14 protein-coding genes are annotated in these 14,144 nt (G+C 65.0%); 7 read left to right on the top strand and 7 right to left on the bottom strand.

Features of this window, described 5'->3' with window-relative positions; genetic code table 11:
• Nucleotides 1-32: 32 nt before the first annotated feature.
• Nucleotides 33-368, bottom strand: a complete 336-nt coding sequence (locus M3C25_RS03760) for a hypothetical protein (RefSeq protein WP_259855107.1) — start codon at nucleotides 366-368, stop codon at nucleotides 33-35.
• A gap of 419 nt (nucleotides 369-787) precedes the next feature.
• Between M3C25_RS03760 and M3C25_RS03755 the strand changes: the two genes are divergently transcribed.
• Complete coding sequence (locus M3C25_RS03755) at nucleotides 788-1,780, top strand: NAD-dependent epimerase/dehydratase family protein (protein WP_259855106.1); 993 nt, start codon at nucleotides 788-790, stop codon at nucleotides 1,778-1,780.
• A 9-nt stretch (nucleotides 1,781-1,789) separates the two neighbouring features.
• Here M3C25_RS03755 and M3C25_RS03750 read toward each other — a convergent pair whose 3' ends face one another.
• From M3C25_RS03750 to nrdH, 6 genes are all read right to left on the bottom strand, one after another.
• Nucleotides 1,790-2,956: a CobW family GTP-binding protein gene (locus M3C25_RS03750; RefSeq protein WP_259855105.1), complete on the bottom strand. Its 1,167-nt coding sequence runs from the start codon at nucleotides 2,954-2,956 to the stop codon at nucleotides 1,790-1,792.
• A 62-nt stretch (nucleotides 2,957-3,018) separates the two neighbouring features.
• Entirely contained in the window at nucleotides 3,019-4,257 is a 1,239-nt protein-coding gene (locus M3C25_RS03745) for a Fic family protein (RefSeq protein ID WP_311200493.1), read from the bottom strand.
• 128 nt (nucleotides 4,258-4,385) lie between these two features.
• Nucleotides 4,386-5,360, bottom strand: a complete 975-nt coding sequence (nrdF, locus tag M3C25_RS03740) for a class 1b ribonucleoside-diphosphate reductase subunit beta (protein WP_102162939.1) — start codon at nucleotides 5,358-5,360, stop codon at nucleotides 4,386-4,388.
• Nucleotides 5,361-5,408: 48 nt separating this feature from the next.
• A complete protein-coding gene (gene nrdE, locus M3C25_RS03735) occupies nucleotides 5,409-7,571 on the bottom strand; it encodes a class 1b ribonucleoside-diphosphate reductase subunit alpha (protein WP_259855104.1) in 2,163 nt (720 codons plus the stop codon).
• Nucleotides 7,541-7,954 (bottom strand): class Ib ribonucleoside-diphosphate reductase assembly flavoprotein NrdI, encoded by a 414-nt coding sequence (gene nrdI / locus M3C25_RS03730; protein ID WP_259855103.1) that lies wholly within the window; start codon nucleotides 7,952-7,954, stop codon nucleotides 7,541-7,543. Before nrdI ends, nrdE begins: the two co-directional genes overlap by 31 nt.
• 7 nt (nucleotides 7,955-7,961) lie before the next feature.
• Complete coding sequence (gene nrdH / locus M3C25_RS03725; protein WP_102162942.1) at nucleotides 7,962-8,213, bottom strand: glutaredoxin-like protein NrdH; 252 nt, start codon at nucleotides 8,211-8,213, stop codon at nucleotides 7,962-7,964.
• Between the two features lie 623 nt (nucleotides 8,214-8,836).
• On the opposite strand from nrdH, the gene M3C25_RS03720 reads away from it, so the two are divergent.
• From M3C25_RS03720 to M3C25_RS03695, 6 genes are read left to right on the top strand one after another with little or no spacing between them, the layout of a single operon-like run.
• Nucleotides 8,837-9,835, top strand: coding sequence for an AAA family ATPase (locus M3C25_RS03720; RefSeq protein WP_170274556.1), 999 nt, complete (start codon nucleotides 8,837-8,839; stop codon nucleotides 9,833-9,835).
• Nucleotides 9,835-10,722, top strand: coding sequence for a DUF58 domain-containing protein (locus tag M3C25_RS03715; RefSeq protein WP_170274557.1), 888 nt, complete (start codon nucleotides 9,835-9,837; stop codon nucleotides 10,720-10,722). The genes M3C25_RS03720 and M3C25_RS03715 overlap by 1 nt, the downstream gene beginning before the upstream one ends.
• Nucleotides 10,706-11,167, top strand: coding sequence for a hypothetical protein (locus M3C25_RS03710; RefSeq protein ID WP_102162945.1), 462 nt, complete (start codon nucleotides 10,706-10,708; stop codon nucleotides 11,165-11,167). The genes M3C25_RS03715 and M3C25_RS03710 overlap by 17 nt, the downstream gene beginning before the upstream one ends.
• Entirely contained in the window at nucleotides 11,158-12,144 is a 987-nt protein-coding gene (locus M3C25_RS03705; protein ID WP_170274559.1) for a vWA domain-containing protein, read from the top strand. Before M3C25_RS03710 ends, M3C25_RS03705 begins: the two co-directional genes overlap by 10 nt.
• Nucleotides 12,141-13,169 carry a vWA domain-containing protein gene (locus tag M3C25_RS03700; RefSeq protein ID WP_259855102.1) on the top strand — a complete coding sequence of 343 codons (1,029 nt, stop codon included), beginning with the start codon at nucleotides 12,141-12,143 and terminating at the stop codon, nucleotides 13,167-13,169. The genes M3C25_RS03705 and M3C25_RS03700 overlap by 4 nt, the downstream gene beginning before the upstream one ends.
• Nucleotides 13,166-14,119: a hypothetical protein gene (locus M3C25_RS03695; protein ID WP_259855101.1), complete on the top strand. Its 954-nt coding sequence runs from the start codon at nucleotides 13,166-13,168 to the stop codon at nucleotides 14,117-14,119. Before M3C25_RS03700 ends, M3C25_RS03695 begins: the two co-directional genes overlap by 4 nt.
• The last annotated feature ends 25 nt before the right edge of the window (nucleotides 14,120-14,144 follow it).

Here is a 14,144-nt window from a genome sequence, read left to right as displayed (position 1 = left end):
GCACTGTGTTCAGTGCGAGGCGCTTTGCTCATTCACGAGTTCGAGACGAGCTCTGAGGTGTCTCTGACGGTGATGGCGTTCCAGCCCGGCGTCGCGCCGCCGGCCGCGTGCACGGCTGCCCGAACTGCGGAGTCGGCTGTCTGAGCCGCCGCTTCGAAAGTGTCACCTTCGGTCGTGACGGTGGCGGCAATGAGACTTTCGTTCGCGTCCATGGAGACGGTCGAATCGAGCAGACCCATTGTCGCGTCCTCCAACGACGCAAGCTCAACGGCGAGGGCATCGAAGACTGATTCCAGATCAGTATCGCCACTGATGGAGACGCGGAACTCGATCTCGGAAACTACCATGACGCTCTGTTGCTGACTCATGTGCCCTCCTCCCAGGGATAGCAAGGCTGTCTGTACAACCACCCAAGTGTGTCCCTGACGTAGTTCGGATTACTCGGCGAGAGGTGGATGGTTCGAATGTGCTTGCCGCAGGGGCACTTCACCTTATAGTACTTCTTCCGCGGGTCAACGATCTTCCAGTTTGCTTCATGAAACTCTCCCAGCAGCGCTTCGAGCTCCTTCTTCGGATGCCTCTTCCAGTATCGCCCCATACTCCAAAACGGTACTTTCCCAAACCTGTGCCGCAACGCATCGGACAAATCTGTGGATATCCCTCGTTCAACCCGTCCGCGAGAAGGAAGCTTCGACCGGTACCGCTATGATCCGCTCTATCGCCTCGCGCCTTCTGCTGACAGCAGATCACCATTGCCGTCGACCGCCCCAAGCCCTAGCGTGAGGGCATGAGTCTCTCAGTGCTTCTCTTCGGCGGCAACGGCATGCTCGGCCGGCAGCTCGTCACTGCTTTCGCCGGCGCCGGTCATCACGTCACGTGCGCCTGCCGCGGCACGACTCCCGTTGACGAGGCCGCCGAGTTCATCACCGTCGACCGCGACTCCCCTGACGCTCTGAAACAACTGGCCGGCCGCAGCTGGGACGTCGCGATCGATCTGACAAGCCACCCGGGATTCGTCCGCGACGCGCTCGGGGCCGTCGATGCCGCGCACTGGATCTACATCTCCTCCGCCAGCGTCTACGCCCGCGGCGACATCTTCGAACCTGACGAGACGGCCCCGATCCACCCGGCGATGGCCGATGACAAGCTCGACGACGCGACTGACTACGGTGCCGCGAAGTCAGCCTGCGAGGCAGCTGTCGAACGACTCACCACCCATCACCTCATCATCCGCCCCGGGCTGCTCGGCGGTGCTGGCGATGACACGGGCCGGTCGGGTTACTACCCGTGGCGGTTCGCGCATCCCACCGGGCCCGAGGTGGTGGTTCCGATGGACATCGGATTCCCTCTCAGCCTGCTCGCCGTCACCGCCCTGGCCGACTGGATCGTGCACTGCGCTGAGCACCGGATCACCGGAATTCTCAATGCCGCTGGGCCGACGGCCACGCTCGGAGAGCTGCTCGACGCCGCGCAGCAGGCTGCCGGCACGAAGCTGGAGCTGCTGCCGGTCGACGCGGGCCTGCTCACCGATGCCGGAGCGGGCACGTGGATGGGCCCGGAGAGTCTGCCGCTGTGGGCTGAGATCCCCGACATGCCCTTCATCGGCACGGTCGGGGCTGATGCAGCACGCGCCCGCGGGCTGACGCATCGGCCGCTGGAACAGACCTTTGCCGATGCTCTTGCCTTCGAAGATTCCCGCGGCGGGCCGATCGCTGCCGGTGCCGCCGGACTGTCCGATGCCATGGAAGAGACGCTGCGCCGGCTGGCGCGCGGGGACTAAGCCCGCGCCTCAGCTGTGCAGCCGGATGAGTGAGCGGATTCGGTCCAACCCCGGCGACGCTGAGCCATCTGCTGGCAGCTCGGCCAGCGCGGCAGTCACAGCGGCCCGAGCCGCATCTTCATCCAACTCTGCGCCGATGATGACGAGCGCACTGCCCTCACTCGGCCCGTCGGAGACGGCGGCGAAGACGTTCGGGCCGACAGCCTGAACCACATACGAGCGCGTCCCGCGACCTGTCGGCACAGCGATGACACCCTTGGCCCGGTAGGCACCGGCCGGCAGGTTCTCCAACAGGTCGAGCACGGCATCGGCGTCGACAGCGCCGGGGACTTCGACGGTAACGGCGTGTGCGTGGATGTGGTCGTGGACTGGGGTGTCCAGTTCGGCCAGCATCGCCTCGTCACGGGCGGTGTAAGCATCCATGAACAGCTCGTGCAACGGCAGCTCCCCCTGCTGCCAACTCTCTGCGCCGTCAGGTGACCGATCTGCTGTGGTGCCCTCCGCCTCGGGCGCGGCAGCCCCGTCGAAGAGCAGGTGCGGGTCGATGCGGCCGAGCACTGTGCCGAGCACCGCGGCCCGTGGATTGCGGGCGTGCACCCGGTCGCGGATGCGATCAAGACGGGCACCGCGTTCGGCTTCGGGGAGGAGGTCGAGCTTGTTCACCAGAGCGAGGGTGACTGCGGCGTAGCGGACCGGCGGGAGGTCGCCGTCGTCGATGGTGGTGAAGTGCTCGCAGGCGTCGATGACGTCGATGAGTCCGCCGAGGCGGAAGCGGCTGCGGCCCCAGCGGGAGATCATGCGGGCGAGGATGAGGGGTTCGGCGAATCCGCTGGCTTCGACGATGATCGCATCGAGGGCGAGCGCGGGTGCGGCCATGGCGATGAGGGCGTCTTCCATGCCGCCGGCGTCGGTGAGGCAGCAGATGCAGCCGCCGGAGATCGAGACCGGTTCGTCGACCTGGCCGCTGATGAGTCCGGCGTCGACGTTGAGCTCGCCGAAGTCGTTGACGATGACGCCGATGCGGGCGGCTGGGTGGCGCAGCAGGTGGTTGAGGACGCTGGTCTTGCCGGCGCCGAGGTAGCCGGTGAGCACGATGACCGGCACGGCGGCGCGGGCGTTCGGCAGCTGATCTGCCGCCGCTGTCCGCGGGCTGTTCGTCGTCTCCTCGGGTCGCACGCTGTCCAGGGTAGTGTCAGTCAGCTGCTGAGGGGAATGCGGCCGGCGGCATATGTGCCGGGTCAGCGGCTGGCCATGCGGCGGATGGTGGCGGCGTAGTCGTCGAGGACGTCGAGGATGCCTCGGTGCTGCCACACGCGGCCGCGAGCTCTGCCGGTGATCTCGGTCAGCACTCCGCGTTCGGTCAGCGTGGCCAGGGCTCGCAGCGCAGTCATCTCCCCCATGCCGAGCCGGTTCATGAGGTAGCGGGTGTTCACCGCCGGCTGTCCGATGAGGACGGGCAGGATCGTCCAGGCGGCCGCATCTGCGCGCAGGCCGGCGAGCTTGGCTCGGGAGTTCTCCAGTTCGGCTGCCAGGTTGTCGACGAGGTCTGCACCTGTGACGGCAGCCGTTCGGGCAGCGTGTGTGAAGGCGCGGATGATGGGGCCGGCGTCGCCGAGGCGGTAGGCACCGAGGGCTGCGAAGTACCGGTCGATGTCGGTCAGCAGGCCAGCTGAGACCGGAACGGCAGTGGACGTCACCAAGCCGGTCCGGCGCAGCATTGCGTGGACCAAGGCTCGTCCGGTGCGCCCGTTGCCGTCCGTGAACGGGTGGATGGTCTCGAACTGGGCGTGTGCGACTGCCACCTGAGCGAGCACAGGCAGATCCTCACGCCGGATGAATGCCGCAAGGTCCTCGACTGCGTCCGGAACCCGTGCGTGGTGCGGAGCGACGAAGTCTGCAGTTCGCGGGCCGGCATCTCCGCGTCCGATCCAGACCTGCTGTTCGCGGAAACGTCCCGCATCAACAGGTGCGAACTCGTGCTGATGGCGCATGAGCTCGGCGTGCATGCCGAGGATGTCCTCGGCTGTGATGTTGCCTGCAAGCTGGAGTGCGGTTTCCATGGCGTGCACATTGCCCAGCACGGTGACGGCGTTCGCCTTGTCTCCTTCGTGGATCTCGGCGAGGGCGAGCTGCTTTGCGGATGTCGTCAGCTGCTCGATCTGTGAGCTCGATGCTGATTCGGTGCGCAGCAGGATGGCGGTCATCGGGCCGAGTGCCGGGCTGTCTGTTCCGAGTCGCTTCTGTGCGTGCGCGTCGAATTCGACGAGCTGCCGGGTCGCGTCCTCGATGTCGGCTGTCATCTCACCGGCCATGTGGGGTTCCCAGCTGGCGATAGCGGCCGGAACAGTTGCGTCATAGGGACCTGTCTGGCGTCGAACCTCAACACGGGAGTACAGACCGGGCGCCCGAGGCACCCAGCCGAACGTCTCCGAAGAGACCGGGTCGATCGGTACGACCGTGTCCGAGGCTGACGACATGATCTGATTTTACCAACATTTAAGAGAATAAGTGTTGGTAACGCGATAGCGTGCCCTCAGCTTGCCGTTCAGGACTGAATGACGAAAGCGGCCCACCCCGCTGAGGAGGTGAGCCGCTGAGCCAGGAATCAGAAATCCCAGTCTTCGTCTTCGGTGTTTTCGGCCTTGCCGATGACGTAGGACGAACCGGAGCCGGAGAAGAAGTCATGGTTCTCATCGGCATTCGGTGACAGCGCCGAGAGGATCGCCGGGTTCACGTCGGTGACCGATGACGGGAACATCGCCTCGTAGCCCATGTTCATCAGCGCCTTATTGGCGTTGTAATGCAGGAACTTCTTGACGTCCTCGGCCAGCCCGACGGAGTCGTAGAGATCGTGGGTGTACTGCACCTCGTTCTCGTAGAGCTCGAAGAGCAGCTCGAAGGTGTAGTCCTTGAGCTCCTGCTTGCGGGCGTCGTCGACCTCGGCGATTCCGCGCTGGTACTTGTAGCCGATGTAGTACCCGTGCACGGCCTCGTCGCGGATGATGAGGCGGATGAGGTCAGCGGTGTTCGTCAGCTTCGCCCGGCTCGACCAGTACATCGGCAGGTAGAACCCGGAGTAGAAGAGGAAGGACTCCAGGATCACCGAGGCGACCTTGCGCTTGAGCGGATCGTCCCCACGGTAGTACTTGAGGATGATCTGCGCCTTCTTCTGCAGCGACTGGTTCTCCGTCGACCACCGGAAGGCGTCGTCGATCTGGCGGGTGTTGGCCAGCGTCGAGAAGATCGACGAGTACGACTTGGCGTGCACCGACTCCATGAAGGCGATGTTCGTCAGCACCGCCTCTTCGTGCGGGGTGCGTGCGTCCGGCAGCAGGGAGACTGCGCCGACGGTGCCCTGGATGGTGTCGAGCAGGGTCAGTCCGGTGAAGACGCGCATCGTCAGCGTCTTCTCATCCTCGGTCAGCGTTGCCCACGACTGCACGTCGTTGGACAGCGGCACCTTCTCCGGCAGCCAGAAGTTGGCTGTCAGCCGATCCCAGACCTCGAGGTCGACATCATCCTGGATACGGTTCCAGTTGATTGCGTCCACATGGGACACGAGCTTGAGCTGCTCGGTCATGTTCACTCCTGATAACTCAAAGATGTGGTGAGGTTGCCTCGTGCCGGCTTACAGCATGCAGGAGACGCAGCCGTCGACTTCCGTCCCCTGCAGGGCGAGCTGACGGATGCGGATGTAGTACACCGTCTTGATGCCCTTGCGCCACGCGTAGATCTGCGCCTTGTTGACGTCGCGGGTGCTCGCGGTGTCCTTGAAGAACAGCGTGAGCGACAGCCCCTGATCAACATGCTGAGTGGCTTCAGCGTAGGTGTCGATGATCTTCTCGTAGCCGACCTCGTAGGCGTCCTGGTAGTACTCCAGGTTGTCGTTGGTCATGAACGGAGCCGGGTAGTACACGCGGCCGATCTTGCCTTCCTTGCGGATCTCGATCCGCGAGGCGACCGGGTGGATCGACGAGGTCGAGTTGTTGATGTAGGAGATCGAGCCGGTCGGCGGAACGGCCTGCAGGTTCTGGTTGTAGATGCCGTGCTCGGCGACCTGCGCCTTGAGCTCCTCCCAGTCCTGCGGGGTCGGGATGTGCACCTCGGCGTCGGCGAAGAGCTGTGCGATGCGCTCGGTGCGCGGCGTCCAGTCGCCCTTGATGTACTTCTCGAAGTACTCCCCTGTTGCGTACTTCGAGCGCTCGAAGCCCTCGAAGGTGCGGCCGCGCTCCTTGGCAAGCAGCATCGAGGCGCGCACACAGTGGTAGGCGACGGTGTAGAAGTACATGTTCGTGAAGTCCAGGCCCTCGTCGGAGCCGTAGTGGATGCGCTCACGAGCCAGGTAGCCGTGCAGGTTCATCTGCCCGAGCCCGATTGCATGCGACATGTCGTTGCCGCGGGCGATCGAGGGCACCGAGTCGATGTTCGAGGCCTCCGACACTGCCGTCAGGCCGCGGATGGCGGTCTCGACGGTGCGACCGAAGTTCTCCGAGTCCATCGTCATGGCGATGTTGAGCGAACCGAGGTTGCACGAGATGTCCTTGCCAACCTCGGCGTAGGACAGATCAGCATGGTAGGTGCTCGGCGAGGAGACCTGGAGGATCTCCGAGCACAGGTTCGACATGATGATCTTGCCGTCGATCGGGTTCGCGCGGTTCACGGTGTCTTCGTACATGATGTACGGGTAGCCGGACTCGAACTGAATCTCTGCCAGAGTTTGGAAGAACTCACGGGCGTTGATCTTCTTCTTCTTGATGTGCGGATTGTCGACGAGCTCGTAGTACTTCTCGGTCACCGAGATCTCGCTGAACGGCATCCCGTACTCGCGTTCGACGTCGTACGGGCTGAAGAGGTACATGTCCTCGTTCTTCTTCGCCAACTGGAACGTGATGTCCGGGATGACGACGCCGAGGCTGAGGGTCTTGATGCGGATCTTCTCGTCGGCGTTCTCGCGCTTGGTGTCGAGGAAGCTGTAGATGTCCGGGTGGTGGGCGTGCAGGTACACGGCACCGGCACCCTGGCGTGCGCCGAGCTGGTTGGCGTAGGAGAAGGAATCCTCCAGCAGCTTCATGATCGGGATGACACCCGAGGACTGGTTCTCGATCTTCTTGATCGGGGCACCGGACTCACGGATGTTCGTCAGGGCGAAGGCCACACCGCCGCCGCGCTTGGACAGCTGCAGAGCAGAGTTGATCGAGCGGCCGATCGACTCCATGTTGTCCTCGATGCGCAGCAGGAAACACGAGACGAGCTCGCCGCGCTGGCGCTTGCCGGCGTTGAGGAAGGTCGGGGTGGCCGGCTGGAACCGACCGGAGATGATCTCCTCCATCAGCTGGGTCGCCAGCTGCTCGTCACCGCGGGCGAGGAACAGCGCGACCATGACGACGCGGTCCTCGAAGCGCTCAAGGTAGCGCTTGCCGTCGAAGGTCTTGAGCGTGTACGAGGTGTAGAACTTGAACGCGCCGAGGAAGGTCTGGAAGCGGAACTTCTTCGCGTACGCCTGCTTCGACAGCTTCTCGATGAACTCAAACGAGTACTGGTCGAGGACTTCCTTCTCGTAGTAGTCGTGCTCGACGAGGTAGTCGATCTTCTCCTTGAGGTCGTGGAAGAAGACGGTGTTGTTGTTGACGTGCTGCAGGAAGAACTGCCGGGCCGCCTGACGGTCGCGTGCGAACTGGATGCGTCCCTCGGAATCGTAGAGGTTGAGCATCGCGTTGAGCGCGTGGTAGTCGAGGTCGGTCTCCTCGCGGATGATCGCTTCTAGGTCGCGGTCTTCAACGGTTGTTGACACAGTGAATCCAATCCTTTGTTGACTTTCTCGACGTCCTCGGGCATGCCGAGCAACTCGAAGTTGTACAGCAGCGGCACCTGGCACTTGGCAGCGACCTTGTAGGCCGCAGCGCAGTAGTACTCACCGAAGTTGGTGTTGCCTGCGCCGATGACGCCGACGAGACGATTGCGGTTCTCCTCGACGTTGAGGAACTTGACGACTTGTTTGGGCACCGCCCCCCGGTTCCTGCCCGCCCCGTAGGTCGGGGTGATGAGCACGAAGGGCTCACCCACGATGGGAGTCGGCTCTTTTGTCAGCAGGGGAAGCCGCAGGCCGGGATGGTCCAGCTTGTTGACGAACTTGTGGGTGTACTCAGATCCACTTGAGTAGTAGACGACGAGCACGACTGCATCACGAGGCCACGACAGAGGCAGCGGCTCCGCTGCCGGCGAGTGTGGCGATCTTGTCCGGGCGGAAGCCCGACCAGTGATCGCTGTCGGTCACGACGACCGGAGCCTGCATGTAGCCCATTGCCTTGACGACATCGAGTGCACCGGGCTCCTCAGTGAGGTCGACGGCTCGGTAGTCGATTCCCCGCGAATCAAGCGCGCGGAAAGTTGCGGTGCACTGCACACATGCTGGCTTGGTGTACACGGTGATCATGGCGTCTTCCTCCAGAGGAATTCGGTGTCTGATGCGGTGTTCTGATGGGCGGCCATCCGGTGCTCTCCCCGTCCTGACGGTGATCGGAGCTATCGACCCGCGCCGGCAGTTCAACCACTAGATGTTGTGTCTGCCCACCAGCGTACCCCTAGATCATGTGTTACACCAGTGTGATTTGAGGCAGGTCAACGGTTTTGCACAAGCGGTGCGCACCGCCCACACCGGGCATCCACACCATGTGAACAACACGCGTGTAGTTCGCTTACCAGCACACATGCGGGCAGGCACGAACCGCGCCTGGCAAACACCCACGCCTGACGAGCCGCTCTATCCACAGCTGAAAATTCTCGCGAATATTTTCAGCCGCGTGTCGCAGACCCTCCGCCAGGCATGAATCCTGTGACCGGACCCGCCGTCGGTGCGTGACCGGACCCACAATGGGCACGCAGCCGGCGCCACAGCAGGCGACCACCGCCTCGGGACCGGGAACCGACCATGTCACACATGTGGCAGGCCTGTCACACCACGGTCAGCCAGACGTCAGTGCTGGCCGATAGTGTGGGAACCACGCAGATGACCCCGCTGCGCCGGGCCGGGCCCGGGCAGGCAACATGAGGAGCACCATGGCACCCGATGAGCGTCCGGCCAATACGCAGGAGATCACCCAGGCACAGGCGATCCTGTCACGGATCCAAAAGTACCTGGACTCACTTGTCGTCGGACAGGTGCGGCTGCGCGAGACCCTGCTGCTGGGACTGCTGACCGGCGGGCACCTGCTGCTCGAAAGCGTGCCGGGACTGGCGAAGACGACGGCGGCTGCCGCGCTGGCCGATTCGGTCGAGGCCTCCTTCAACCGCATCCAGTGCACCCCCGACCTGCTGCCCAGCGACATCATCGGCTCCCAGATCTACAACTCCTCGACCGGTGCGTTCGAAACGCAGCTCGGCCCGGTGCACGCCAACCTCGTGCTGCTCGATGAGATCAACCGCTCGAGCGCGAAGACGCAGTCGGCGATGCTCGAGGCGATGCAGGAGAAGCAGACGACGATCGGCGGGAAGACCTATCCGCTGCCCGAACCGTTCCTCGTTATGGCCACCCAGAACCCGATCGAGCAGGAGGGCACCTATCAGCTGCCCGAGGCCCAGCTCGACCGGTTCATGCTCAAGGATCTGCTCGACTACCCGAACCCGGACCAGGAGATGGAGATCCTGCGCCGGCTCGATGCCGGGGTGTTCGACAAGGCCGCGAAGATGCCGCCGGCGTGCTCGCTTGAAGACGTGCACATGCTGCGCAGCTATGCGCGCAGCATCTACATCGACCCGGCGATTAGCCGCTACCTCGTCGAGATCGTCACCGCCACCCGCTCAGCCGGCCGCTACATCGGGCCGCTGGCCGGATTCATCGAGTGCGGCGCCTCCCCGCGCGCCTCGATCGCCTTCACCAACGCCTCGCGTGCTCTGGCGATGATCCGCGGGCGCAACTACGTCATCCCCGAAGACGTCAAGGACATCGCCCACCGCGTGCTGCGCCACCGCATCCTGCTGAACTTCGAGGCCGTGGCCGAGGACGTCAAGGTCGAGCGGATCATCAACGACCTGCTCGCTGCGATCAGGACTCCGTGATGACTGCCCTGCTGACGAAGGTCAAGGCGAACATGACGATCCACGCGCACCGCAAGATGCGCGGGCTGCTCGAAGGCGAGTACGCCTCGATCTACCACGGCCACAGCATGGACTTCGATGACCTGCGCGAATACGTCGTCGGCGACGAGATCCGCGACATCGACTGGAAGGCCACCGCCCGGCACACCTCTCCCCTGGTCAAGCGCTATGTCGCCCACCGCCGGCACGCCCTGGGCATCATCGCCGACTCCGGGCGCAACTTCGATGCCATCGCCGCCAGCGGTGAGAGCAAGCGCGAACTGGCGATCCTGCTCGCGGGCATGACCGGGTATCTGGCAGTGCGCCACGGCGATGACGTCATGCTCATGCACGGCGATGCCGAGCACACCGCGGCCAGCCGGCTCAAGGGCACCGAAGCTCACCTGGAGCAGCTGCTGCGCGGCATCCAGTCCGCCGGCGGCCGCGGGCGCCCCTCGGATGTGCGCAGGCAGCTGACCTGGGCGGCAGAGCACCTCAGGCGGCGGATGATGCTCCTCGTCATCGCCGATGACATCGGCCTGGTGCGTGAGGACATGCCGCTGCTGCGCCGGCTGAGCGCCCAGCACGAGATGATGTGGCTGACAGTCTCCGATGCGCAGCTGACCGGCTTCGGCCGCGGCGCGGTGCCCTTCGACATCTCCGATGACCGGCACCTGCCGATCCCGCACGAGCTGCTCGGCGGCAAGGAGCTCGCTGAGCAGTACGCCCACGCCGAGGCCGAACGCAAGCACCGCACCGAGGGGTTCCTCCGCTCGGCCGGCATCGCCCATGTCCGTGTTGACGACTCCCGGCACGCGCTGCGCCAGCTGCGCCGGCTCATGAGGAAACAGCATGCTCTTCGCCGCTAGCCTGCACCCGGCCCTGGGACCCAGCGACTGGTGGTATGCCGCAGTCGTGTTCGCCGCGCTGGCCGCTGCCGTGCTGCTGCTGTGGCCGCTGGGCGCGCGCGTCTACCGCGCCGGGCTGCGCGGTGACGGCACCGCCAGAGTCCCGGAGCGCGTCCGGCACAAGTACCTGGTGACCGTCGACGAGGTCGGGAAGTCCTGGCAGGCCGGCGAGCTGTCCGACCGCGAGGTCGCCCACCGGCTCTCGGAGATCGTGCGCGACTTCGCCCGCGACGCCTGGAACCTCAACATCCGGCACATGACCCTGCGCGAGCTCAAGGCCTTCCGGCTGGGCACCGTCGCCGAGGTCGTCGAGCGCCTGTATGCCGATGAGTTCGCCCGCGAGGAGCCAACGAACGCCGGCACTCAGCTTGCGCGTGTGAGGGGGCTGGTCGACCGATGGTCCTGACATTCTGGTGGCTGCCCTTAGCCCTCCTGCCCGTCCTGGCCGTGCTCATCTGGCTGCTCTCCCGGCCGCGCAAGCACGAGCGCCACGGCCGCGTCCCGGTTGCCCACATCGGCCGGCTCACCGCCCTGCCGGCCTTCGCCCGCGGCCGCAAGCGGCTGCTGCTCGGCGCACTCGCGGTCTTCCTCGTCACGCTGCTGCCGCTGCTCAGCGCGCTTGTCGGAGTCTCCCGGCCCTCGACCGTGCAGACGATCACCCCTGATCAGCACCGCCGCGACGTCGTACTCTGCCTCGACGCCTCAGGGTCGATGCTCACCTACGACGCCGACATCGTCGACTCCTACATCCAGATGCTCGACTCCTTCCAAGGCGAGCGCATCGGCATGACCGTCTTCAACTCCACCGCCGTGACCGTCTTCCCGCTCACCGACGACTACGACATGGTCCGCGAATTCCTCGAAGAGGCCAAGGACGGTTTCGAGTCCTGGGGCACCGAGGGCACCGGCTTCATGGCCGGGACCATCGACCCGAACGTCAGCGGATCCTCACTCATCGGCGACGGGCTGGCCTCCTGCATCGGCTCCTTCGACAAGAAGGAGGACGAGGAGCGCTCCCGCTCGATCATCTTCGCCACCGACAACGAACTGGCCGGAGTGCCGATCTACCAGCTCAATGAGGCCACCGAGCTCGCCGTCGAACGCGACATCCGCGTCTACACCCTCGCCCCGCCGTTCTCCTTCCTCGGCGCCGGCCCGATGGACGAGCTGAAGAACACCGCGAACAGCACCGGCGGGGAGCACTACTCACTCGGCGGGCAGTCCGCCGTCGACGGCATCGTGCGCTCGATCCAGGAAGAGGAGGCCAAGCTGACCGATGCCACCCCGGTCACGCTTGTCCACGACCGGCCAGTCGTGCCGCTGACCCTCACACTCATCGGCGTCATCATCGCCTTCGTCTTCGCATGGAGGTTCCGGCTATGAGCATCGCTCCGATCATGCCGTGGCCGCTGCTGGCCGTGCTCGCCGTGCTGCTCATCGGCGGGTGCATCACCCTGGCGATCCTCATCCGCCGCCGGCGCATCGCCTGGATCCTGCGCGCCGTCGCTGCCGCCCTCCTCATCGGCGCATGCCTGCGACCGGGCGTACCGACCGAGGTCACCACCGAGGTGCCCGTCGCGGCAGCCGACGTATTCCTGCTCGTCGACACCACCGCCTCGGCGGTGGCCGAAGACTGGGACGGCGACAAGCCGCGGCTCGAGGGTGTGCGCGCCGATGTCGACGCGCTGCTCGAACAGCTGCCAGGCGCGCGCGTCAGCGTCATCACCTTCGACTCCCGTGCCAGCGTGCGGGTACCGCTGACGACCGATCATGCCGCAGTGCGCTCCGCCTTCGAGGTGATGCGGCCGGAGCGGACCACCTCGTCGACCGGCAGCTCGGTCACCGCCGCCCGCGGTGAGCTGGTCTCCCGGCTGGACAAAAGCGAGGAGAACCATCCGGACAACCAGCGGTTCGTGTTCTACTTCGGCGACGGTGAGCAGACCTCCGATCAGCAGCCCGAGTCGCTGGCCGACATCGGCGACCGCATCGACGGCGGCGGGGTGTTCGGCTACGGTACCTCTGCTGGTGGGCGGATGCTGGAGACCGCCGGCTTCGACTGGTCGATCGACGGCAGCACGACGGATCCGGAACCACCTGAGTACATCCAGGACCCGGAGACCGGCAAGGATGCCCTGTCGGTCATCGATGAGGACCAGCTCAAGGCCATCGCCAAGGACCTCGGGGTCGACTACACCCACCGCACCGCCGGCACCGAGCTGAAGGCGGCGGTGACGATGCCGGAGCTGGAAGAGCAGCACGACGACGAGCACGTCGCAGACGGCCGCAGCGACTACTTCTGGATTCCGCTGCTCGGCGTCATCGCGCTGCTGACCGTCGACGCCGGGCGATCCCTGGGCCAGTTCCGGTCCCTCAACCGACTCTACGCACTGCTGAGGAGGTCACGGTGAACAACTCGACTGACCGGCAGCCACAGGACCCGAAGAAGCATCCGGTTGCACAGCAGCCGGCAGAGTCCGCGCAGGCGAAACCGGGTGAGGCAAAGCCAGGCGAAACGAAGGTTGATGCACAGGCGAAGCCGACCGCGGAACCGGAGAAGAAGCCGCGCCGCCGCCTGTGGCCGCACCTCATCCGCGGGACGCTGGGCACTGCCTTAGCGCTCGTGTGCATCTACAGTCTTGTGTGCGTCTGGACGCTGCACAGCGCATCCCGGGCCTACAAGCAGGCGGACTACGACGAGACTGTCCGGCTCTCAAAGCGGTTCGAGAAGATCAGCCTCTTCGAACACCACAAGCCGCCGTTCAACATCGGCACCGTGGCAGCCGCCGAAAGCCGCTACGAGGATGCCCAGCCCCTGCTCGAACGCGCCCTCGACCTCACGCCGGTGCGCGATGAGTGCGCTGTGCGAGTCAACCTCTCCTACGTCTACGAGCAGCAGGCCGAGGAGTTCAAGACCGCTGAGAGCACTGATGAGGCCAATGAGAAGTTCGATCTGGCCCGCACCACCCTCCAGGAGGCTCCTGAGGAGTGTCGGCCGGAAGGCAGCAGAAGCGACCAGCAGATGGACGAGTCCGAACAGCGCATCGATGAGTCCCAGGAGGACATGAACAACCCCGGCGACGGTGGAGACGGCGGCGACGATGGCGGTGACGGCTCCGGTGGAGACGACGAAGGCGGTGACGGCGGAGACGACTCCGGCGACGGCGGCGGTGGCGAGCCCGGTGACGGCGAGGACGAAGGCTCTGGCGGCGATGGCAGCGATGGTGGTGGTCAGGAGACCGAAGCCGAACGCAAACAGCGTGAGCTCGAGGAGCGCAACCGGGAGGCCGACCAGCGTCAGCGCGACGATGAGGACGACCGGGGCGACAACAGCAGCGGCAGCGACACCAAACCCTGGTGACGAGGCGCCCGCACAGCCGCATGGC

Origin of the sequence: Brevibacterium luteolum (assembly GCF_025147615.1) — a bacterium.
Classification (GTDB): Bacteria; Actinomycetota; Actinomycetes; order Actinomycetales; family Brevibacteriaceae; genus Brevibacterium; species Brevibacterium luteolum.
This window is presented reverse-complemented; position numbering and strand designations above follow the sequence as displayed.